The 20,025-nt window shown below is 50.9% G+C and carries 22 protein-coding genes, 1 tRNA gene and 1 pseudogene; 9 read left to right on the forward strand and 15 right to left on the reverse strand.

The genetic code is table 11. From position 1 onward, the window contains the following. The coding region (locus tag ACJHX3_RS19970) for a transposase domain-containing protein (protein ID WP_369760741.1) at positions 1–214 on the forward strand (214 nt) is incomplete at its 5' end. 10 nt (positions 215–224) lie between these two features. Here ACJHX3_RS19970 and ACJHX3_RS19975 read toward each other — a convergent pair. The 4 genes and pseudogenes from ACJHX3_RS19975 to ACJHX3_RS19990 form a co-directional block, all read right to left on the reverse strand. After that, positions 225–475 (reverse strand): annotated as a pseudogene (locus tag ACJHX3_RS19975) (IS110 family transposase); the annotation flags it as partial. A 568-nt stretch (positions 476–1,043) separates the two neighbouring features. Continuing rightward, entirely contained in the window at positions 1,044–2,309 is a 1,266-nt protein-coding gene (locus ACJHX3_RS19980; protein ID WP_023147234.1) for a tyrosine-type recombinase/integrase, read from the reverse strand. Between the two features lie 197 nt (positions 2,310–2,506). Further along, positions 2,507–2,582 (reverse strand) — tRNA-Phe (locus tag ACJHX3_RS19985). 105 nt (positions 2,583–2,687) lie between these two features. After that, on the reverse strand, positions 2,688–3,395 hold the full coding sequence (locus ACJHX3_RS19990) for a DUF554 domain-containing protein (RefSeq protein WP_000234533.1): 708 nt from the start codon (positions 3,393–3,395) through the stop codon (positions 2,688–2,690). Positions 3,396–3,547: 152 nt separating this feature from the next. Here ACJHX3_RS19990 and ACJHX3_RS19995 point away from each other — a divergent pair, with 152 nt between their 5' ends. Continuing rightward, positions 3,548–3,625 (forward strand): hypothetical protein, encoded by a 78-nt coding sequence (locus ACJHX3_RS19995; protein WP_212734103.1) that lies wholly within the window; start codon positions 3,548–3,550, stop codon positions 3,623–3,625. A gap of 162 nt (positions 3,626–3,787) precedes the next feature. Beyond that, positions 3,788–5,923, forward strand: a complete 2,136-nt coding sequence (gene speC, locus ACJHX3_RS20000; protein ID WP_094321960.1) for an ornithine decarboxylase — start codon at positions 3,788–3,790, stop codon at positions 5,921–5,923. A gap of 48 nt (positions 5,924–5,971) precedes the next feature. Here the strand turns inward: speC and nupG are convergent, their stop codons facing one another. The 4 genes from nupG to mutY form a co-directional block, all read right to left on the reverse strand. Next, positions 5,972–7,228: a nucleoside permease NupG gene (gene nupG / locus ACJHX3_RS20005; protein WP_001049791.1), complete on the reverse strand. Its 1,257-nt coding sequence runs from the start codon at positions 7,226–7,228 to the stop codon at positions 5,972–5,974. A 201-nt stretch (positions 7,229–7,429) separates the two neighbouring features. Beyond that, positions 7,430–8,509, reverse strand: a complete 1,080-nt coding sequence (gene mltC, locus ACJHX3_RS20010) for a membrane-bound lytic murein transglycosylase MltC (RefSeq protein ID WP_001298916.1) — start codon at positions 8,507–8,509, stop codon at positions 7,430–7,432. Positions 8,510–8,573: 64 nt separating this feature from the next. Further along, entirely contained in the window at positions 8,574–8,849 is a 276-nt protein-coding gene (locus ACJHX3_RS20015) for an oxidative damage protection protein (protein ID WP_000091700.1), read from the reverse strand. 27 nt (positions 8,850–8,876) lie between these two features. Then, the gene (gene mutY, locus ACJHX3_RS20020; protein WP_089642051.1) at positions 8,877–9,929 is read right to left on the reverse strand and encodes an A/G-specific adenine glycosylase; all 1,053 of its coding nucleotides are present in this window, start codon (positions 9,927–9,929) and stop codon (positions 8,877–8,879) included. A gap of 160 nt (positions 9,930–10,089) precedes the next feature. On the opposite strand from mutY, the gene trmB reads away from it, so the two are divergent. The 5 genes from trmB to ACJHX3_RS20045 all read left to right on the forward strand — a co-directional run bounded on the left by trmB (position 10,090) and on the right by ACJHX3_RS20045 (position 14,384). Next, the gene (gene trmB / locus ACJHX3_RS20025; protein ID WP_000786911.1) at positions 10,090–10,809 is read left to right on the forward strand and encodes a tRNA (guanosine(46)-N7)-methyltransferase TrmB; all 720 of its coding nucleotides are present in this window, start codon (positions 10,090–10,092) and stop codon (positions 10,807–10,809) included. Next, positions 10,809–11,135, forward strand: coding sequence for a YggL family protein (locus tag ACJHX3_RS20030; RefSeq protein ID WP_001107564.1), 327 nt, complete (start codon positions 10,809–10,811; stop codon positions 11,133–11,135). The genes trmB and ACJHX3_RS20030 overlap by 1 nt, the downstream gene beginning before the upstream one ends. Before the next feature lie 183 nt (positions 11,136–11,318). After that, positions 11,319–12,038, forward strand: a complete 720-nt coding sequence (locus ACJHX3_RS20035; protein ID WP_000984796.1) for a DUF2884 domain-containing protein — start codon at positions 11,319–11,321, stop codon at positions 12,036–12,038. 175 nt (positions 12,039–12,213) lie between these two features. Continuing rightward, positions 12,214–13,260: an L-asparaginase 2 gene (gene ansB / locus ACJHX3_RS20040; protein WP_075591684.1), complete on the forward strand. Its 1,047-nt coding sequence runs from the start codon at positions 12,214–12,216 to the stop codon at positions 13,258–13,260. 116 nt (positions 13,261–13,376) lie between these two features. Further along, positions 13,377–14,384: a DUF1202 family protein gene (locus ACJHX3_RS20045; protein WP_000745244.1), complete on the forward strand. Its 1,008-nt coding sequence runs from the start codon at positions 13,377–13,379 to the stop codon at positions 14,382–14,384. Positions 14,385–14,538: 154 nt separating this feature from the next. Here the strand turns inward: ACJHX3_RS20045 and hemW are convergent, their stop codons facing one another. The 5 genes from hemW to yggS are packed head-to-tail and all read right to left on the reverse strand — an operon-like array spanning position 14,539 to position 17,844. Further along, positions 14,539–15,675, reverse strand: a complete 1,137-nt coding sequence (gene hemW / locus ACJHX3_RS20050) for a radical SAM family heme chaperone HemW (protein ID WP_000239943.1) — start codon at positions 15,673–15,675, stop codon at positions 14,539–14,541. Next, positions 15,668–16,261 carry an RdgB/HAM1 family non-canonical purine NTP pyrophosphatase gene (rdgB, locus tag ACJHX3_RS20055; RefSeq protein ID WP_001174777.1) on the reverse strand — a complete coding sequence of 198 codons (594 nt, stop codon included), beginning with the start codon at positions 16,259–16,261 and terminating at the stop codon, positions 15,668–15,670. Before rdgB ends, hemW begins: the two co-directional genes overlap by 8 nt. 7 nt (positions 16,262–16,268) lie before the next feature. Beyond that, the gene (gene yggU, locus ACJHX3_RS20060; RefSeq protein ID WP_000994920.1) at positions 16,269–16,559 is read right to left on the reverse strand and encodes a DUF167 family protein YggU; all 291 of its coding nucleotides are present in this window, start codon (positions 16,557–16,559) and stop codon (positions 16,269–16,271) included. Continuing rightward, the gene (gene yggT / locus ACJHX3_RS20065; protein WP_001094831.1) at positions 16,556–17,122 is read right to left on the reverse strand and encodes an osmotic shock tolerance protein YggT; all 567 of its coding nucleotides are present in this window, start codon (positions 17,120–17,122) and stop codon (positions 16,556–16,558) included. Before yggT ends, yggU begins: the two co-directional genes overlap by 4 nt. A 17-nt stretch (positions 17,123–17,139) precedes the next feature. Further along, complete coding sequence (gene yggS, locus ACJHX3_RS20070) at positions 17,140–17,844, reverse strand: pyridoxal phosphate homeostasis protein (protein WP_000997795.1); 705 nt, start codon at positions 17,842–17,844, stop codon at positions 17,140–17,142. 17 nt (positions 17,845–17,861) lie between these two features. Between yggS and ACJHX3_RS20075 the strand changes: the two genes are divergently transcribed. Then, positions 17,862–18,842, forward strand: a complete 981-nt coding sequence (locus tag ACJHX3_RS20075; protein WP_001326494.1) for a PilT/PilU family type 4a pilus ATPase — start codon at positions 17,862–17,864, stop codon at positions 18,840–18,842. A gap of 183 nt (positions 18,843–19,025) precedes the next feature. On the opposite strand, the gene ruvX is transcribed toward ACJHX3_RS20075, so the two are convergent. After that, positions 19,026–19,442: a Holliday junction resolvase RuvX gene (ruvX, locus tag ACJHX3_RS20080; RefSeq protein WP_000017106.1), complete on the reverse strand. Its 417-nt coding sequence runs from the start codon at positions 19,440–19,442 to the stop codon at positions 19,026–19,028. Continuing rightward, entirely contained in the window at positions 19,442–20,005 is a 564-nt protein-coding gene (locus ACJHX3_RS20085; RefSeq protein WP_001053178.1) for a YqgE/AlgH family protein, read from the reverse strand. The genes ruvX and ACJHX3_RS20085 overlap by 1 nt, the downstream gene beginning before the upstream one ends. Between the last annotated feature and the right edge of the window lie 20 nt (positions 20,006–20,025).

The following is a 20,025-nucleotide window of genomic DNA, read 5'->3' on the forward strand; positions in this document are numbered from 1 at the left end:
AAGCTGGTTGCGTGAAAAGATGAAGACCCTGTTCTTCGGCTCTGGCCATGGTGGTGAGCGGGGAGCGCTACTGTACAGCCTGATCGGGACGTGCAAACTGAATGACGTGGAGCCAGAAAGCTACCTTCGCCATGTGCTTGGCGTCATAGCAGACTGGCCGGTCAACCGGGTCAGCGAACTGCTTCCGTGGCGCATAGCACTGCCAGCTGAATAACACATCCCCGTCAATACGGCCCTCGCTGTACGCTTACATATAAAGCTCCGTCAGATATTATGGAGAACAGAACGTTTCTGCGCTGTCTTGCTAGGGCGATAAACACCTAGCTATGTCGTTTGTGTAGTAGGCCCTAGATATTGGGGCTATGAGTGCAGCGAAGGCTGTCAGGAACAACGACCGCTTAAGAGCTTTATTACCCCGCCTTGACGGATGTTCTCCTCGTATTGACGAACTGGAACGCCGGATTGTCAGCGCCAATGATATAAGACGGTAAATCACCATTTGGATTAGCTCGATCCATCCAACATGTTGTTTCCTAGAGGTTCTTACATCAGAAAGGACATCAACATACTGAGCAGAGAAGACTTTTAGATGGTAAAGCAAATGCGCTAGCAGGGCGAGTACATTGTCGATATTGCGACTCAGGTTGGTTATTCTGAGCGAACTTGTACCGGCGGTCAGTCTGAAGCTGCAGCCACTTATTCTTCCGGATCACAGGTAATCATATATGGCAAACTGTAATACAGTCGCTTGTACTGAAAAGTATTATGTATAAAATAGAATCTGTATTCATATCAGCACAAGGGACCACCAAATCCCGGCAGCATTCCTTACGTCAGTTATCCCGCATCACCCTGTGAGTGCGGGATTTTTTTTTTGAGGTTCCTTTTTATTGAATATATATAAATAATGAATAATCGTGGATTCTGATAATCCCCTGCAGGGTGCAATCAGGTAAACAGTAAATACATCAGTTCATACCGTTTGTCTTTTTTTAACAAAGAAAATAGTCCTGGAGTAGTTCCCGGGCATTTGCCCGGGATGATTACTGTTTTAACGGATTATTAATCTTTGCATATTCAAATGGACTGATAAATCTTTCTCTGTTTGCATTCAGAAAATCGGCCCACCACTGTAGCATCAGTCGGCGTTCTCCCAGATGTTCTGCTTTATGAATGTAAGCAGCACGTACACCATTACGCTCCTGATGACTCATCTGACGTTCCACTGCATCACGGGACCACAATCCTGATTCTATTAACGCGCTACATGCCATCGTCCTGAATCCATGCCCACAGATATCCTGGGTTGTGTCATACCCCATAACTCTGAGGGCTTTATTTACGGTGTTTTCACTGATTGGTTTATGCGGGTCATGTGCTCCCGTAAAGACCAGACCATTTTCACCAGCCCATGTCTGAAGTTCTGTAAGTATAGCTACAGCCTGCTTGCTGAGGGGAACAAGATGCGGAGTTCTCATCTTGGAACCCCGGTGCGAGAAATTTACGCCTGGCAGAGGCTCGCGTTCAGCAGGAATAGTCCACATGGCATTTTCAATATCAATTTCTGACCAGCGGGCATATCTGAGTTCACTGGAGCGAATAAAAACCAGTAAATTCAGCATAACAGCAAGTCGGGTAACAGGCTGACCTTTATAACTGCCAATACGGGACAGAAGTTCAGGAAGACGTGAAAGATCAAGAGCGGGGCGATGCTGGCGTTTTACAGTGGTCAATGCGCCAGCCATATCCAGAGCAGGATTATATCTGATGATGCCAGACTGTACGGCATAACGCATTACAGCAGATATCCTTTGCTGCAGACGACTGGCGATTTCATAAATCTGTTTAGCCTCTGCAGCGCGAACTGGGATAAGCAGGTCCGGAGTGTTGAGTTTTGTGATATCCCGGTTGCCGATAAAAGGGAAAACATGCGTCTCGAGGCTTTTGAGTACTTTATCGCTGTGTGATTGTGTCCATTGTTTATTACTGGCATGCCAGCGTCGTGCAATATGTTCAAAAGAGAGCTGTAAATCAGGGACTACTTTTTTAGCTCTTTTCTGTTCGCAAGGGTCAATCCCCGCCGAAATTAGTTTTCGGGCCTCATCCCGTTTTGCACGAGCTTCGGAGAGAGAAACTTCTGGATACACACCAAGTGCAAGAGTCTTCTCCTTACCCAAAATACGATAACGGAGACGCCAGTAACGGGAACTATTGGGATGTACCAGCATGAGCATGCCAGCTCCGTCAGTGAGTTTATACGCCTTGTCAGTGGGCTTTGCAGCCCGAATTTTTGCGTCAGTCAGTGCCATATTTCAGCCTTCTGAATGCGTTAAAGAGGGTACAAATTCTGTCGAACTGAGGTATACCCGCAATTATACCCACACAATGGGGTTGATGTGGGGGGAATCTGGTTGAGTTCGGTAGAATTGATTTGGAGGAAGAACACTTAAATCATGGTGTTCTGAAACGAAAAACGGACCTCCGTGGAGGTCCGTTGATATGAATTTGGTGCCCGGACTCGGAATCGAACCAAGGACACGGGGATTTTCAATCCCCTGCTCTACCGACTGAGCTATCCGGGCAACGGGGCGCATTAAACCTGATTCGCCTCGTCTCGTCAATCAAATTTCTTCAATTTAGGGCAGACTGCACAATCTATCATCACTTTGCCGCTATTGCACGCATTGTCAGGCAAACCAGGCGGTCCAGGCGGCGGAAAGCGGCATTGCCAGAAGGAGTGCTGGAAGCATGTTGACCACCGGGAACATTTTAATGCCACAGATGCGTAATCCGGTTGCCAGCAGCAATAAACCGCCTACAGCGCTGAAGTCTGCCATCATCGACGGTGTGGTCAGCGGTAATATCAGCGCGGCAGCCCACGCCAGCGTTAACTGGATGATCAGTAATGGAATGCTAATCACCGACACCGCAATACCCAACGAGCAGGCGAAGATCATCGCCGTAAAGAAATCGAGAAATGACTTGGCGATTAAAATACTCGGATCGCCGGTCATCCCTTCGTTCATCGCCCCGAAGATCCCGGTGCCGCTGGCGCAAAACAGGACAATAATCGCGACATAATTCTGAATAAAAGATTCATGCGCTGGCTTCTTACGTGAGTGGCGAAACAGATTTTGTGCTTTGGTGACCGCGGTATTGACGCCTTTTTCCAGCAGACAAATTTCGCCGATTAATGCCCCGAGTAAGGTTGTTAAAACCATCGCCGGAAGGTTGGCGCATTTCACCACCAGTAAAATACCAATCCCCAGCGATGCCAGACCAAAAATTGATGTCATGGAGACGCGGATACGTTCCGGTAAGCGTTGACTAAGGAGTGCACCGAGAACGCCACCCAGTAATACTGCACTTGCGTTGATAAAAGGACCGATGACCACAAGAGTTCCTGTTAGCTGCATTGTCTGATTTTCTTATTATGACCGTTTGGCTCCTTCGATGGCTTGTTTGTTCGCAAAGTCCTGGCTTGCACGCTCTGGCGAAAGGTGCCATGATTGCGCGAATTTTCTCCTCTCTGTACGGAGTTTGCCCGATGCACGCCACCTCCTTACATTCTCTCGCTTATCGCCGTTTCGCGCGAAACTCCTCCCTTTTTCTGCTCATGCGGTGAGGTTAACGCACGCTCACTGCAGGACAACAGTAAAATCAGAGCGTTTCTGCTTTTACTGATGTCTGGCGGTCGGAGCTGGTGACCAGTTTGACCCATATCTCGTGGGGCAGGGTTTTTCACCTTGTCCGGTATTCTTACTTCCCCGAAACGGGTTTTGCGCTTATGAAATCAATGAATATTGCCGCCAGTAGTGAACTGGTATCCCGACTTTCTACTCATCGCCGCGTGGTGGCGTTGGGAGATACTGATTTTACGGACGTCGCGGCAGTCGTCATTACCGCTGCGGATAGTCGCAGTGGCATTCTTGCGTTGCTTAAGCGCACCGGTTTTCATCTACCGGTGTTTTTGTATTCCGAACATGCTGTTGAATTACCTGCGGGCGTTACGGCGGTAATCAACGGCAACGAGCAGCAGTGGCTGGAGCTGGAATCCGCAGCCTGTCAGTATGAAGAGAATTTGCTGCCACCGTTTTATGACACGCTGACGCAGTACGTTGAGATGGGCAACAGCACCTTTGCTTGCCCTGGACATCAACATGGTGCGTTCTTTAAAAAGCATCCTGCCGGACGCCATTTTTACGATTTCTTTGGCGAGAACATCTTTCGCGCCGATATGTGTAACGCTGACGTAAAATTGGGCGATCTGCTTATTCATGAAGGATCGGCGAAGGATGCGCAGAAATTCGCAGCCAAAGTCTTTCATGCCGATAAAACCTATTTTGTACTGAACGGCACATCGGCAGCGAATAAAGTGGTGACGAATGCGCTGTTAACGCGTGGCGATCTGGTGCTCTTCGACCGTAACAACCATAAGTCGAATCATCACGGCGCGCTGATTCAGGCGGGGGCGACGCCGGTCTATCTGGAAGCTTCACGTAACCCGTTTGGTTTCATTGGCGGTATTGATGCGCACTGTTTTAATGAAGAGTATCTGCGCCAGCAAATTCGCGACGTTGCGCCAGAAAAAGCCGACCTGCCGCGCCCGTTTCGCCTGGCGATTATTCAGCTGGGAACCTATGACGGCACTGTCTATAACGCCCGTCAGGTGATCGATACCGTTGGGCATCTGTGTGATTACATTCTGTTTGATTCCGCGTGGGTCGGTTACGAACAGTTTATCCCGATGATGGCGGATAGCTCGCCGCTGCTGTTAGAACTTAACGAAAACGATCCGGGGATCTTTGTGACCCGGTCGGTGCACAAACAGCAGGCGGGCTTCTCGCAGACATCGCAGATCCATAAAAAAGATAACCATATTCGCGGGCAGGCGCGTTTTTGCCCGCATAAGCGGTTAAATAATGCCTTTATGCTCCATGCTTCTACCAGCCCGTTCTATCCGCTGTTTGCCGCGCTGGACGTTAACGCCAAAATTCATGAAGGGGAGAGTGGGCGTCGGCTGTGGGCGGAGTGCGTTGCGTTGGGGATTGAAGCCCGGAAGGCGATTCTTGCGCGCTGTAAGCTGTTCCGCCCGTTTATCCCGCCTGTTGTTGATGGCAAATTGTGGCAGGATTATCCGACATCAGTGTTAGCCAGTGACCGTCGTTTTTTCAGTTTTGAGCCGGGGGCGAAGTGGCACGGCTTTGAAGGATATGCCGCGGATCAGTATTTTGTTGATCCGTGCAAGCTGTTACTCACTACACCAGGTATCAATGCCGAAACCGGCGAATATAGCGACTTTGGCGTTCCGGCGACGATTCTGGCGCACTACCTGCGTGAGAACGGCATTGTGCCGGAGAAGTGCGATCTCAACTCCATTCTGTTCTTATTAACTCCGGCGGAAAGCCACGAGAAGCTGGCACAACTGGTGGCGATGCTGGCGCAGTTTGAACAGCATATTGAGGATGACTCGCCGCTGGCTGAGGTGTTGCCGAGCGTTTATAACAAATATCCGGTGCGCTATCGCGACTACACCCTGCGCCAGTTGTGTCAGGAGATGCACGATTTGTATGTCAGTTTCGACGTCAAAGACCTACAAAAAGCGATGTTCCGCCAGCAGAGTTTCCCGTCAGTGGTGATGAATCCCCAGGATGCGCATAGCGCTTATATTCGCGGTGAAGTGGAGTTGGTGCGGATTCGTGATGCCGAAGGGCGAATTGCGGCAGAAGGGGCGTTGCCTTATCCACCAGGCGTGCTTTGCGTGGTACCCGGAGAAGTCTGGGGTGGGGCGGTTCAACGTTATTTCCTTGCGCTGGAAGAAGGGGTGAATTTGTTGCCGGGATTTTCGCCGGAGCTGCAAGGTGTCTATAGCGAAACCGATGCAGATGGCATGAAACGGTTGTACGGGTATGTGTTGAAGTAAGAATAAAAAAACGGGTCACCTTCTGGCGACCCGTTTTTCTTTGCGTAATTAGTGGCTAACCGTCTGTGTGCCTGTCGGGACACGAACGTGTTTATATTTGAACATCGCCATGAACGCGAAGGCCAGAACCACGGAGTAACCTGCGAAAATCAGCCATACGGTCTGCCAGTCGGTAATGCCGTTTTGGGTGTACATCTCAACCACTTTACCGCTCACGATGCCGCCGAGGATACAGCCGAAGCCGTTAGTCATCATCAGGAACATCCCCTGCGCACTGGCGCGAATTGCCGGGCTAACTTCTTTTTCGACAAACACCGAACCAGAGATGTTGAAGAAGTCGAATGCGCAGCCGTAAACAATCATCGACAGAACCAGCAGTACGGTGCCGAACGGAGTCGGGTCACCGTAAGCAAACAGCGCAAAACGCAGGATCCACGCCACGATACTGATCATCATTACGTTCTTAATGCCGTAGCGGCTTAAGAAGAACGGGATGGTCAGAATGAACAGGGTTTCAGAGATCTGCGAAATCGACATGATGATTGACGCATGCTGCACGATGAAGCTGCTGGCAAACATCGGATCTTTGTCGAAGCTGTGCAGGAAGGTGTTACCGAACATGTTGGTAATCTGCAGTTCCGCGCCCAGCAGCATTGAGAAGATGAAGAAGATTGCCATACGCTTGTTTTTAAACAGCGCGAATGCATCGAGGCCCAGCAGGGTTGTCCAGCTCTGATTCGCTTGCTGTTTAGCAACCGGAATATGCGGCAGAGTCAGGGTAAACAGAACCAGAATGGCGGAAAGTGCTGCGCCAATATACAGCTGCATGTGGCTTAATTCGAAGCCAGACAGGCTCACCACCCACATTGCCATGATAAAGCCGATGGTGCCCCAGATACGGATTGGCGGGAAGTCAGTAACGATATCCATCCCGGCATTTTGCAGGCGATAGTAAGAGATGGTGTTGATTAACCCAAGCGTTGGCATATAAGCAAACGAGTTAATCAATATCACAAGGAACATCGCTTCCGGTGTCGTGACCTGTGCCGCCATGAACAGCGTGATAGCGCCAATGGTGTGGCAAATGGCATATACCCATTTCGCACTTAACCATTTGTCGGCCACAATCCCCAGCAGCGCAGGCATAAAGACCGCTGCGATACCCAGTGAGCTATAAACTGCGCCAATAGAAGCACCGTCAAACTTCAGGGTAACAAACATATAGGAGCCGAGGGTCGTCAGCCAACTTCCCCACAGACAGAACTGCAGAAAAGAGAGGATTTTCAGCTGCAGCTTAAGATTCATGTTAATTTCCTCACATCGTGATGCGGATGAGTGTTTGAAAAAGCACATTTGACCGTGCGAGATGATGCGATTCTATCAACTTCGCGGACTGGTTTTTTGTTACCTGTGGCAAATAATTGCAAACATTCCCAATTTGCAAAACGAAATTGTGATGTGGATAACATTTTTGCCCCTGAGCATCGTCAGGGGCGGTTAATGGAATTATCGGCGGCGGTAGGATTTTTGCGCGGTATTCACTTTATAAAGATAACGGCGAGATTCCGCAGAGGGATGGCGGGTCGTCAGCGTCTGATAAACATCGCCCGGCGTCATGGTGTTAATAATATTGGCAGCCTGAATCTTATCATTCGAAAAGACTCGCAGCACGCTGCCTGCGCCGCCGTTATAGGCGGTGATGACGGCATAACGCCGCGATGTTGGGTTATCAATTCCGCCGAGATAAACATTGTTCAGCATCGCCAGATACGCGGTGCCGGTATCAATATTGCTGGCAGGATCAAACAAGAAACTGCGGCTCGGCGTGCCGGATTTCCCCTGCGAGCGGAACACATCTTTCCCGGCAGTATGTTGTACCACCTGCATTAATCCCAGCGCATCGGAACGGCTGACCGCATACGGGTTAAAGGAAGATTCAGTCTGCATAATTGCCAGAATCAGCGACTCATCAACGCCATATTTCCGTGACGCCTGGCGGACCATACCGAGATATTTGTGCGCACGTTTATCAAGGTGGTTCGGTACCATGTTAATGGTGACGCTGTAGATGATACGCAGCCCGTTACTGCGGCTTTGCAGACGGTTTTTCAGCAGATAATCCGCGAAGTTGCTTGCGCGACCTTCCCAGCGAATCGGCTGCCCGGTGTTGTCCACCACCTGACCGTAAAGGAAAGGTTCTTTCGAAATCGTAATATCATCAACGTCGGAATAGAGATCGACCGAACTCGGATCGTCACCCATCAGCAACGTTTTGATAATTGCCCGGCGCAAATGCGCGGCAGGTTCTGTCCCGGCGATAGTTTCGATAGTAATCGTACCGTCATCGAAGTTGATGTGGCTGCGGGTCTGATATTGATCGGTGTATTTCACGTAGTCCTTAGGACCGGCGATCACCACCTCTTTGAATCCCCAGATGTTCTCAATATTGTGGGCAAATTGCCCCATCAGAATATCAAAACCGTTGGTATCTTTGACCCAGGCTTCGTTATAGGTATCGCCTTTTTTGGTCGTCGAACAGGAGATGAGCAACGGCGCAATCAAAGCCAGCGCGAGATATTTTTTCATCATTCCGGGTGCGTGTTGTGTTTGTTTTTATGCAAGTTGCCGGAGGCGTGCTCCGGCACTGTTTTTATTTTTTATCTTCCGGCGTATAGCCCTCGATATGCACCTCTTTACCCTCGAACAGGAAGTTGACCATCTCCTGCTCAAGCAGCTTGCGGTGCTCGGCATTCATCATGTTGAGTTTCTTTTCATTAATCAGCATGGTTTGCTTGTGCTGCCACTGCGCCCAGGCTTCTTTGGAGATCTCGTTATAGATGCGTTTTCCCAGCTCGCCGGGGTACAGCTGAAAATCCTGACCTTCTGCTTCACGTTGCAGGAAAGTACAAAAAATCGTTCTGCTCATAAATCATCCTCTTTATCGACTCACGCGCTAAACCGGCGCGCCAGTGCGTAACTGCTGTAACAAACGCTCCACGGGAGCCGCCAGGCCAACTGACGGCGGTTGCGCTAAGTTATACCAGAGCGCATTGCCTTCATCCATGCAGCCGGTGAATGACGACACGGGAAGCCACATAGGCACAATATCTAAGTGGAAATGGCTGAAGGTATGCCGAAACGCGGTCAGTTGCGTCAGGTTATCGGCAGCAATCTGCCGTTGCGCCAGCCACTGCCGCAAACTTTCTTCGTCGGCAAACTGCGGGAAACAGTATAAACCGCCCCACAATCCGCTCGGCGGACGCTGCGCCAGCAATACTTCATCTTCGTGCTGTAATAGCAAAAAGTAGCCGGTGCGCTCCGGCAGCGTCTGTTTCGGTTTTTTGCCCGGATAAAGCGCCCAGCTATTGTTGGCGGCGGCAATACATCCGTTTTGTAGCGGACAGAGCGAACATTTCGGTTTCGAGCGCGTACAAATCATCGCACCCAAATCCATCATCGCCTGATTAAACCGTTCCACGCCAACCGCGGGCGTCATCTGCTCGCTCAAACTCCATAATTTATTCTCGACCTCTTTTTTCCCTGGCCAGCCGCTTACAGCATAGCAGCGCGCCAGCACCCGTTTGACGTTACCGTCGAGAATCGGAAAGTGCTTACCCAGAGAAAGCGAGAGAATCGCGCCTGCGGTGGAACGCCCGACGCCCGGCAGTGCTGCAACTTCCTCAAAGGTTTCCGGGAATTTACCGCCGTGTAAGGTCGCCACTTGTTGTGCCGCTTTATGCAGATTGCGCGCGCGGGCGTAATAGCCAAGCCCGGTCCACAAGTGGAGAACTTCGTCGAGCGGCGCATTGGCGAGATCGGTCACCGTCGGGAAGCGCGCCATAAAGCGTTCAAAATAGGGGATAACGGTCGCAACCTGAGTTTGTTGCAACATCACTTCTGAGAGCCATACTTTGTAGGGCGTCTTGTCAATTTGCCAGGGCAGAGTTTTTCGCCCGTATTTATCGTACCAGTCCAGAACCTGGGCTGAAAATTGCGACGCTTGCATGGTCACCGAATTCACTGTTGTTGGGGGCAAGATTGCAGCACAGCGACGGCAGGGTGTAAACCGGAACTTTCCGCAGCCACGGCCTTATCATGCTTGCATCCGGCAACTAACTTTGGATAATGCCCGTTTTCAGAACACTTTCACAAGCGACTAAACCTTTATGAAAAACGACGTCATTTCACCGGAATTTGATGAAAACGGCCGCCCACTGCGCCGTATCCGTAGTTTTGTGCGCCGCCAGGGGCGACTGACCAAAGGCCAGGAACATGCGCTGGAAAACTACTGGCCGGTGATGGGCGTTGAGTTCAGCGAAGATATGCTGGATTTCCCCGCGCTTTTTGGCCGTGAAGCGCCGGTGACGCTTGAGATTGGTTTTGGCATGGGGGCGTCGCTGGTGGCAATGGCTAAAGATCGCCCTGAGCAGGACTTCCTCGGCATTGAAGTGCATTCACCGGGCGTTGGTGCGTGCCTGGCTTCTGCGCATGAAGAAGGTTTAAGCAACCTGCGCGTGATGTGTCACGATGCGGTTGAAGTGCTGCATAAAATGATTCCTGACAATTCATTGCGCATGGTGCAGCTCTTTTTCCCTGACCCGTGGCACAAAGCGCGCCATAATAAACGCCGTATCGTTCAGGTGCCGTTTGCCGAACTGGTAAAAAGCAAACTGCAGCTGGGGGGCGTATTCCATATGGCGACCGACTGGGAACCTTATGCGGAACATATGCTTGAAGTGATGTCTTCTATTGACGGTTATAAAAACCTGTCAGAGAGCAATGATTACGTACCGCGTCCGGCATCACGTCCGGTGACGAAATTTGAACAACGTGGTCATCGTCTTGGTCACGGAGTATGGGACTTAATGTTCGAGAGGGTGAAATAATGGCAAAGAACCGTAGCCGTCGTCTGCGTAAAAAAATGCACATCGACGAATTCCAGGAATTAGGATTTTCGGTGGCATGGCGATTCCCGGAAGGTACATCGGAAGAACAGATTGATAAAACCGTTGATGATTTTATTAACGAGGTTATCGAACCGAACAAACTGGCCTTTGACGGCAGCGGTTATCTGGCCTGGGAAGGTCTGATCTGCATGCAGGAAATCGGCAAATGCACCGAAGAACATCAGGCGATTGTGCGTAAGTGGCTGGAAGAGCGCAAACTGGATGAGGTACGCACCAGCGAACTTTTCGACGTTTGGTGGGACTAAGAAAGCATACGGGCGATGACAAATGCAAAACTGCCTGATGCGCTACGCTTATCAGGCCTGGAAAGATGCACGATCGAGTAGGCGGGATAAGGTGTTTACGCCGCATCCGGCATGGAAAACGCGTACTTTGTTATCAATCTGGGGCCAGCAAATGCTGGCCTGATTTTTTCTTGAGGGAAGACTATGATGCGCAAAATGCTGCTGGCGGCAGCACTTTCAGTGACGGCAATGACCGCTCACGCCGACTACCAGTGCAGCGTCACGCCGCGTGACGATGTGATTGTCAGCCCGCAAACCGTGCAGGTGAAGGGCGAAAACGGCAATCTGGTGATCACGCCAGACGGCAACGTGATGTATAACGGTAAGCAATATTCCCTGAATGCCGCCCAGCGCGAGCAGGCGAAGGATTATCAGGCTGAACTACGCAGCACGCTGCCGTGGATTGATGAAGGCGCGAAAAGCCGCGTCGAGAAAGCCCGTATTGCTCTGGATAAAATTATCGTTCAGGAGATGGGCGAAAGCAGCAAAATGCGCAGCCGTCTGACCAAACTTGATGCGCAGCTGAAAGAGCAGATGAACCGCATTATTGAAACGCGCAGCGATGGCCTGACGTTTCACTATAAAGCCATTGATCAGGTTCGCGCCGAAGGCCAGCAATTAGTGAATCAGGCAATGGGTGGAATTTTACAGGACAGCATTAATGAAATGGGCGCGAAAGCGGTGCTGAAAAGCGGCGGTAACCCATTACAGAATGTGCTGGGAAGCCTGGGGGGGCTGCAATCCTCAATCCAAACCGAGTGGAAAAAGCAGGAAAAAGATTTCCAGCAGTTTGGCAAAGATGTTTGTAGCCGCGTTGTGACTCTGGAAGATAGCCGCAAAGCCCTAGTCGGGAATTTAAAATAATCCTCTATTTTAAGACGGCATAATACTTTTTTATGCCGTTTAATTCTTCGTTTTGTTACCTGCCTCTAACTTTGTAGATCTCCAAAATATATTCACGTTGTAAATTGTTTAACGTCAAATTTCCCATACAGAGCTAAGGGATAATGCGTAGCGTTCACGTAACTGGAGGAATGAAATGGAGTTTTTCAAAAAGACGGCACTTGCCGCACTGGTTATGGGTTTTAGTGGTGCAGCATTGGCATTACCCAATATCACCATTTTAGCAACCGGCGGGACCATTGCCGGTGGTGGTGACTCCGCAACCAAATCTAACTACACAGCGGGTAAAGTTGGCGTAGAAAATCTGGTTAATGCGGTGCCGCAACTAAAAGACATTGCGAACGTTAAAGGCGAGCAGGTAGTGAATATCGGCTCCCAGGACATGAACGATAATGTCTGGCTGACACTGGCGAAAAAAATTAACACCGACTGCGATAAGACCGACGGCTTCGTCATTACCCACGGTACCGACACGATGGAAGAAACTGCTTACTTCCTCGACCTGACGGTGAAATGCGACAAACCGGTGGTGATGGTCGGCGCAATGCGTCCGTCCACGTCTATGAGCGCAGACGGTCCATTCAACCTGTATAACGCGGTAGTGACCGCAGCTGATAAAGCCTCCGCCAACCGTGGCGTGCTGGTAGTGATGAATGACACCGTGCTTGATGGCCGTGACGTCACCAAAACCAACACCACCGACGTAGCGACCTTCAAGTCTGTTAACTACGGTCCTCTGGGTTACATTCACAACGGTAAGATTGACTACCAGCGTACCCCGGCACGTAAGCATACCAGCGACACGCCATTCGATGTCTCTAAGCTGAATGAACTGCCGAAAGTCGGCATTGTTTATAACTACGCTAACGCATCCGATCTTCCGGCTAAAGCACTGGTAGATGCGGGCTATGATGGCATCGTTAGCGCTGGTGTGGGTAACGGCAACCTGTATAAATCTGTGTTCGACACGCTGGCGACCGCCGTGAAAACCGGTACTGCAGTCGTGCGTTCTTCCCGCGTACCGACGGGCGCTACCACTCAGGATGCCGAAGTGGATGATGCGAAATACGGCTTCGTCGCCTCTGGCACGCTGAACCCGCAAAAAGCGCGCGTTCTGCTGCAACTGGCTCTGACGCAAACCAAAGATCCGCAGCAGATCCAGCAGATCTTCAATCAGTACTAATCGCCTCGCCCTGGTATCGTGCCGGGGCTTTTTCACTTCAGACTCACGTCCATTGCCAATTTTAATTACCCTAATGATAATCACCGGAATAAATTATTCTGCGCGAGGGTTTTCGGGTGAAAAAGCAATGGATTGTTGGCACGGCGCTGCTTATGTTGATGACAGGTAATGTCTGGGCAGATGGCGAACCACCAACTGAAAATATCTTAAAAGATCAATTCAAAAAGCAGTATCACGGCATTCTCAAGCTTGATGCTATCACCTTAAAAAATCTTGATGCTAAGGGTAATCAGGCCACCTGGTCAGCGGAAGGCGATGTCTCTTCCAGTGACGATCTCTATACCTGGGTCGGTCAGTTGGCAGATTACGAACTGCTCGAACAGACCTGGACGAAAGATAAACCGGTAAAATTCTCGGCGATGTTAACCAGTAAAGGAACGCCCGCGTCTGGCTGGTCGGTGAACTTTTACTCTTTTCAGGCGGCAGCCAGCGATCGTGGGCGGGTGGTCGACGATATCAAAACGAATAATAAATATCTGATCGTGAATAGCGAAGATTTCAATTATCGCTTTAGTCAGCTTGAATCTGCGTTGAATACCCAGAAGAACTCGATTCCTGCGCTGGAAAAGGAAGTGAAAGCGCTTGATAAGCAAATGGTGGCGGCGCAGAAAGCAGCGGATGCATATTGGGGAAAAGATGCAAACGGTAAGCAAATGACCCGCGAAGACGCCTTTAAAAAAATTCACCAACAGCGTGATGAGTTTAATAAACAGAACGATAGCGAGGCGTTCGCGGTTAAATATGACAAAGAGGTTTATCAACCGGCGATTGCGGCATGTCATAAACAGAGTGAAGAGTGTTATGAAGTGCCGATTCAGCAGAAACGAGATTTCGATATCAACGAACAACGGCGACAGACTTTTCTGCAATCACAAAAACTTAGCCGTAAATTGCAGGATGACTGGGTAACGCTCGAAAAAGGGCAATATCCGTTAACGATGAAAGTTTCAGAAATAAACAGTAAAAAAGTCGCGATTTTGATGAAAATTGACGATATCAACCAAGCTAATGAACGCTGGAAAAAAGATACCGAACAACTGCGGCGCAATGGGGTGATTAAGTAAGTTTGATATAGTGCACGATTTGTAGCAGGATGCGGCGTTGACCCCGCATCCGGCAATCAACGTCTGATGCGACGCTTGCGCGTCTTATCAGACCTACAACCGCTGCCACATGTCGGCTGGATAAGGCGTTCACGCCGCATCCGGCAATACAAGTTTACTCAGCCAGAAAAAGCTCCAGCAGCGAATTTAAAAACAGCTTCCCATGTTCCGTTATCTGCCAGTAATCCGCACATTCGGTGAGATAACCCTGGGCAATCGCCTCGTCTAACTGTGGGCGAATCACATCTTCGCAAAGCCCGGTATACGCAATAAACTCCACGCGCGGCGCGGCCTCCAGCAGACGGAAGCGATTCATAAAGAACTCAAACGGCTTATCTGTGGCTTCGACATCACGCTGGCTTTCCAGATACCTTCCTTGCATAAAACCACGCGGATGACGCGTTTTGGTGGTACGCAGAATGCGCCCATCCGGGAAGGTCACTTTGCCGTGTGCGCCGCAGCCAATACCGATGTAGTCACCAAAGCGCCAGTAGTTGAGATTGTGCTGGCACTGATAACCGGGTTTGGCGTAAGCGGAAGTTTCATATTGCTGATAACCCGCTGCGGTTAATAACTGATGCCCCTGTTCGAATATATCCCACAACGCGTCATCGTCCGGCAGCACCGGTGGTCGCGAACCAAACAGCGTATTGGGTTCGATGGTCAGTTGATACCAGGAAAGATGCGGCGGATTCAGTTCAATGGCCTGGCGTAGATCGCCAAGCGCCTCTTCCAGTGATTGATCCGGCAGCCCATGCATCAAATCAAGGTTAAAGCTACGTAACCCTAAACCGCTCGCCAGCTTCGCCGCGCGTTTCGCTTCTTGCGGGCCATGAATACGCCCAAGTCGTTTCAGCTTTTCTTCGCTAAAACTCTGCACACCAATAGAGATGCGGTTCACACCAGCACGCTGATAATCGACAAAGCGATCGGCTTCTACCGTGCCAGGGTTCGCTTCCATAGTAATTTCTGCATCCGCTGCCAGCGGCAAACGCGCACGCACGCCGTCCAGCAGCGTTTGCATCGCCGGGCCGGAAAGCAGGCTCGGCGTACCACCGCCAATAAAGATTGTCTTTACTTCACGGCCCTGAGCGTAAGCCACATCGTTGTCCAGATCGTTAAGCAGATGCTGAACATAATCGTCGTGCGGCACTTCTCCTTTCAACGCGTGAGAGTTGAAATCGCAGTACGGGCATTTCTGCACGCACCACGGGATGTGAATGTAGAGACTCAGCGGAGGTAATTTAACCATTACGTAAAGCGTCCAGCAGCAGTTTCAACGCCTGACCACGGTGGGAAATGGCGCTCTTTTCTTCGCGGGTCAGTTCGGCGGCGGTTTTCCCTTCGGAAGGTACGAAGAAGATTGGATCATAACCAAAGCCACCAGTGCCCGCTGGTTCACGAGTAATCACGCCCGGCCAGCTACCGTGGCATACCAGCGGAGTGGGATCTTCCGCGTGACGCAGATATACCAGCACGCAGTGGAAACGCGCCTGACGTTGGTCGTCCGGTACGTCTTTCATTGTTTCCAGCAGTTTTTGCAGATTCTTTTGATCGGTCGCGTCTTCACCGGAATAACGCGCGGAGTAAATGCCCGGCGCGCCGCCAAGCACATCTACCGCCAGACCAGAGTCGTCGGCAATTGCCGGTAAAGCGGTCACTTTTGCCGCATGGCGCGCTTTCAGAATCGCGTTTTCGATAAAGGTCAGGCCGGTTTCTTCAGCGGAATCAACGCCGAGGTCTGTTTGGGCCACGATATCAAGACCGAAGTCGCTAAGCAGCGACGCCAGCTCACGCACTTTACCGACATTGCCGGTTGCGAGGACAACTTTTTGCATAGGATACCTAATTAATTAACGCCGCGATTTCTGGCGGGATTTGTTGCGGATTAATGATTTTAATTTGTTTGTGGCGGCCAAGTTCGCCTTTTTCAATCACCACCTGGCTTTTGGCAACCCGGAATTGCTTACCGAGAAACTTCACCAGATGACTGTTGGCCTGGCCGTCAACCGGCGGCGCGGTAATGGCGACTTTAACTTCGTCGCCATGTAAACCGACAATAGAATCACGGCTGGCTTTCGGCTGAATATAGAGCCGTAAAACCAGACCGTCATCATTAACTGTTACGGCATTCATAACGCCATCCACAGCCCTGGCAGCAGCATATTTCCGGTTGCCTGTAATACTTCTGCGACACCCATATTGATGACATACAGCAGCAGAACGAGGATCATCGGCGAGAAATCAATCCCACCCATTGCCGGTAGCAGGCGGCGAATCGGGCGCAGCAGCGGATCGGCCAGCTGAATCAGCACGTATTCAATCGGGCTACGCCCCTGGCTTACCCAGCTCATAATCGCCATCACCAGCAGGACCCAGAAAATCAGCAGGCCGATGGTTTTCAGCAGAATCAGTAAACCGGCAATCCAGATGATTGGCAGGAAGGTCACCACTTTAAACAGCACGATGGCTTTGATAAAACTGAGAATATAGGCAACCAGCAGCGAGGCGCTGTCAATTGGCCCCATTGCCGGAATAACGCGGCGCAGTGGCCCGATAATTGGCTGCGTTACCTTCACTACAAACTGTGAGAAGGGGTTGTAAAAATCACAATGAGCCCACTGCATCCAGATGCGTAATAACAGCACCATGGTATACAGCTCAATGACCGTTGAAAGCAGGAAAGTCAACGTATTCATGGCGTTCCTTTAATTCCTTATTTTTTAGAGTAATCACGCGCACCAAAAATTGCAGTGCCGATACGAACCATCGTGCTACCTGCCGCAATGGCGGCTTCCATATCGTCCGACATTCCCAGAGAGAGCGTGTCGATATGCGGGTAGCGCGTTTTCAGTCCGGCAAATGCTACAGCCATTTGGCGTGCAACTTCAAACTGCCTTACATATTCTGACTCAGGCGCAGGGATTGCCATCAACCCGCGCAGACGTAAACGCGGTAGTTCAGCGACCGCAGCTGCCAGCTCGTCCAGTTCAGCCAGTTGAATCCCGGACTTACTGTTTTCATCACTAATGTTAATTTGAATCAGAACGTTAAGAGGGGGAAGTTCTGCCGGGCGCTGGTCGTTGAGACGGGTAGCGATGCGCAAACGGTCGATGGTATGACACCAGTCGAAATGCTCTGCCACCAGGCGGCTTTTATTAGACTGCAACGGGCCAATAAAATGCCATTCTAATCCTGTTACGCCCAGTTCCTGAAAGTGGCGAATTTTATCTACCCCTTCCTGAACGTAGTTTTCACCAAATTGACGCTGCCCGGCATCAATGGCTTCTGCGATGGCGCTCGCAGGTTTTGTTTTACTGACTGCAAGCAGCGTAATTTCTTCTGGAGAACGGCCGCAACGCGTTGCAGCCGCTGAGATTTTGTCCCGGACCTGTGCCAGGTTATGCGCAATATCGTTCATTTTCCGAGGATCTTAGTATGAATATGGAAGAAATTGTGGCCCTTAGTGTAAAGCATAACGTCTCGGATCTACACCTGTGCAGCGCCTGGCCCGCACGATGGCGCATTCGCGGCAGAATGGAAGCTGCGCCGTTTGATACGCCGGACGTCGAAGAGCTACTGCGGGAGTGGCTGGATGACGATCAGCGGGCAATATTGCTGGAGAATGGTCAGCTGGATTTTGCCGTGTCGCTGGCGGAAAACCAGCGATTGCGTGGCAGCGCATTCGCGCAACGGCATGGCATTTCGCTGGCGTTACGGCTGTTACCTTCGCACTGCCCGCAGCTCGAACAGCTTGGCGCACCAACGGTATTGCCGGAATTACTCAAGAGCGAGAATGGCCTGATTCTGGTGACGGGGGCGACGGGGAGTGGCAAATCTACCACGCTGGCGGCGATGGTTGGCTATCTCAATCAACATGCCGATGCGCATATTCTGACGCTGGAAGATCCTGTTGAATATCTCTATGCCAGCCAGCGATGTTTGATCCAGCAGCGGGAAATTGGTTTGCACTGTATGACGTTCGCATCGGGATTGCGGGCCGCATTGCGGGAAGATCCTGATGTGATTTTGCTCGGAGAGCTGCGTGACAGCGAGACAATCCGTCTGGCACTGACGGCGGCAGAAACCGGGCATTTGGTGCTGGCAACATTACATACGCGTGGTGCCGCGCAGGCAGTTGAGCGACTGGTGGATTCATTTCCGGCGCAGGAAAAAGACCCCGTGCGTAATCAACTGGCAGGTAGTTTACGGGCAGTGCTGTCACAAAAGCTGGAAGTGGATAAACAGGAAGGACGCGTGGCGCTATTTGAATTGCTGATTAACACACCCGCGGTGGGGAATTTGATTCGCGAAGGGAAAACCCACCAGTTACCGCATGTTATTCAAACCGGGCAGCAGGTGGGGATGATAACGTTTCAGCAGAGTTATCAGCACCGGGTGGGGGAAGGGCGTTTGTGACGTTGCCATGCCCGATGCGCAAGCTTATCGGGCCTACAAAGGCAATAAATGTCTGATGCGACGCTAACGCGTCTTATCAGACCTATAGCCGCTGCCAGATGTGTGCTGGATAAGGTGTTCACGCCGCATCCGGCAATAAGACGCGATGATATTATTTACACTCCGCCAGGCGTTTAAATCGCCTTAATATCCCTGCTCGAAATAGCTTTCGAGAATAATAACCGCAGAGGCAGAGTCAACTTTGCCTTTGTTGAGCGCCCGATAGCCGCCCTGTTCAAACAGACCGGAACGGGCTTCCACAGTGCTAAGACGCTCGTCATGGAGCTTTACTTCAACACCGAAACGGCCATGAATACGGTTGGCAAATTTACGCGCTCTGGCAGTCAATGGTTGCTCGGTGCCGTCCATATTCAGCGGCAAACCGACGATGATTTCGTCCGGCTGCCACTCTTTCAGTAAACGCTCGATAATGTTCCAGTCCGGCGTACCGTCCTGTGCTTTAATTGCAGGCAAAGGGCGAGCGGTGCCGGTAATGCGTTGGCCGACCGCTACGCCAATGCTTTTGGTGCCGAAGTCGAAGGCGAGTAAGGTTCCACTCATCAGGCGTGCCCTGCCACACCAGGCATGGTGAGAATATCCACACCAATCAGTTTTGCCGCCTCGCGCCAGCGGTCGGCAATCGGCGTTTTGAACAGAATATTCAGATCTGCCGGGGCGGTTAGCCACGCGTTATCGAGAATTTCTTGTTCCAGTTGGCCTTTCTCCCAGGAGGCATAGCCCAGAGCCACCAATACGTCAGACGGTTGTTTATCGGTGCCGAGCGTTTCCAGCACATCGCGGGAAGTGGTCATCACCGTGTTGTCTGAAATGCGAATGCTGGAAGCAAAATTGGAGGGCGGAGTATGCAAAATAAACCCGCGATCTTCAGCCAGTGGGCCGCCGAGCATAACCGGTTTATCCAGACGGATTGATTCATCACGCGGCTCCGGCGTGATCTTCAGCTTTTCCAGAATCCCTTCAATTTTGAGATTTTCCAGCGGCTTGTTGACGATGATCCCCATTGCACCATTGGTATTATGTTCGCAAATGTAGACCACGGAACGACGGAAAATCGGATCCTGGAGAGCAGGCATGGCAATAAGAAAGTGATGCTGTAAATTCATTGTCAGAGGTTCTGTTTCCT

The sequence above is a fragment of the Escherichia sp. WS1265 genome, from assembly GCF_046487585.1.
Lineage (GTDB): Bacteria > Pseudomonadota > Gammaproteobacteria > Enterobacterales > Enterobacteriaceae > Escherichia > Escherichia coli.

Coding starts and splice junctions, on each gene's coding strand:
- rdgB (WP_001174777.1), bottom strand. CDS start 16,261: ATGCAAAAAGTTGTCCTCGCAACCGGCAATGTCGGTAAAGTGCGTGAG.
- trmB (WP_000786911.1), top strand. CDS start 10,090: ATGAAAAACGACGTCATTTCACCGGAATTTGATGAAAACGGCCGCCCA.
- nupG (WP_001049791.1), bottom strand. CDS start 7,228: ATGAATCTTAAGCTGCAGCTGAAAATCCTCTCTTTTCTGCAGTTCTGT.
- ACJHX3_RS19980 (WP_023147234.1), bottom strand. CDS start 2,309: ATGGCACTGACTGACGCAAAAATTCGGGCTGCAAAGCCCACTGACAAG.
- ACJHX3_RS20035 (WP_000984796.1), top strand. CDS start 11,319: ATGATGCGCAAAATGCTGCTGGCGGCAGCACTTTCAGTGACGGCAATG.
- ACJHX3_RS20075 (WP_001326494.1), top strand. CDS start 17,862: ATGAATATGGAAGAAATTGTGGCCCTTAGTGTAAAGCATAACGTCTCG.
- ansB (WP_075591684.1), top strand. CDS start 12,214: ATGGAGTTTTTCAAAAAGACGGCACTTGCCGCACTGGTTATGGGTTTT.
- yggS (WP_000997795.1), bottom strand. CDS start 17,844: ATGAACGATATTGCGCATAACCTGGCACAGGTCCGGGACAAAATCTCA.
- speC (WP_094321960.1), top strand. CDS start 3,788: ATGAAATCAATGAATATTGCCGCCAGTAGTGAACTGGTATCCCGACTT.
- yggU (WP_000994920.1), bottom strand. CDS start 16,559: ATGAATGCCGTAACAGTTAATGATGACGGTCTGGTTTTACGGCTCTAT.
- ruvX (WP_000017106.1), bottom strand. CDS start 19,442: ATGAGTGGAACCTTACTCGCCTTCGACTTCGGCACCAAAAGCATTGGC.
- ACJHX3_RS19995 (WP_212734103.1), top strand. CDS start 3,548: ATGCACGCCACCTCCTTACATTCTCTCGCTTATCGCCGTTTCGCGCGA.
- hemW (WP_000239943.1), bottom strand. CDS start 15,675: ATGGTTAAATTACCTCCGCTGAGTCTCTACATTCACATCCCGTGGTGC.
- ACJHX3_RS20030 (WP_001107564.1), top strand. CDS start 10,809: ATGGCAAAGAACCGTAGCCGTCGTCTGCGTAAAAAAATGCACATCGAC.
- mutY (WP_089642051.1), bottom strand. CDS start 9,929: ATGCAAGCGTCGCAATTTTCAGCCCAGGTTCTGGACTGGTACGATAAA.
- ACJHX3_RS20085 (WP_001053178.1), bottom strand. CDS start 20,005: ATGAATTTACAGCATCACTTTCTTATTGCCATGCCTGCTCTCCAGGAT.
- mltC (WP_001298916.1), bottom strand. CDS start 8,509: ATGAAAAAATATCTCGCGCTGGCTTTGATTGCGCCGTTGCTCATCTCC.
- yggT (WP_001094831.1), bottom strand. CDS start 17,122: ATGAATACGTTGACTTTCCTGCTTTCAACGGTCATTGAGCTGTATACC.
- ACJHX3_RS20015 (WP_000091700.1), bottom strand. CDS start 8,849: ATGAGCAGAACGATTTTTTGTACTTTCCTGCAACGTGAAGCAGAAGGT.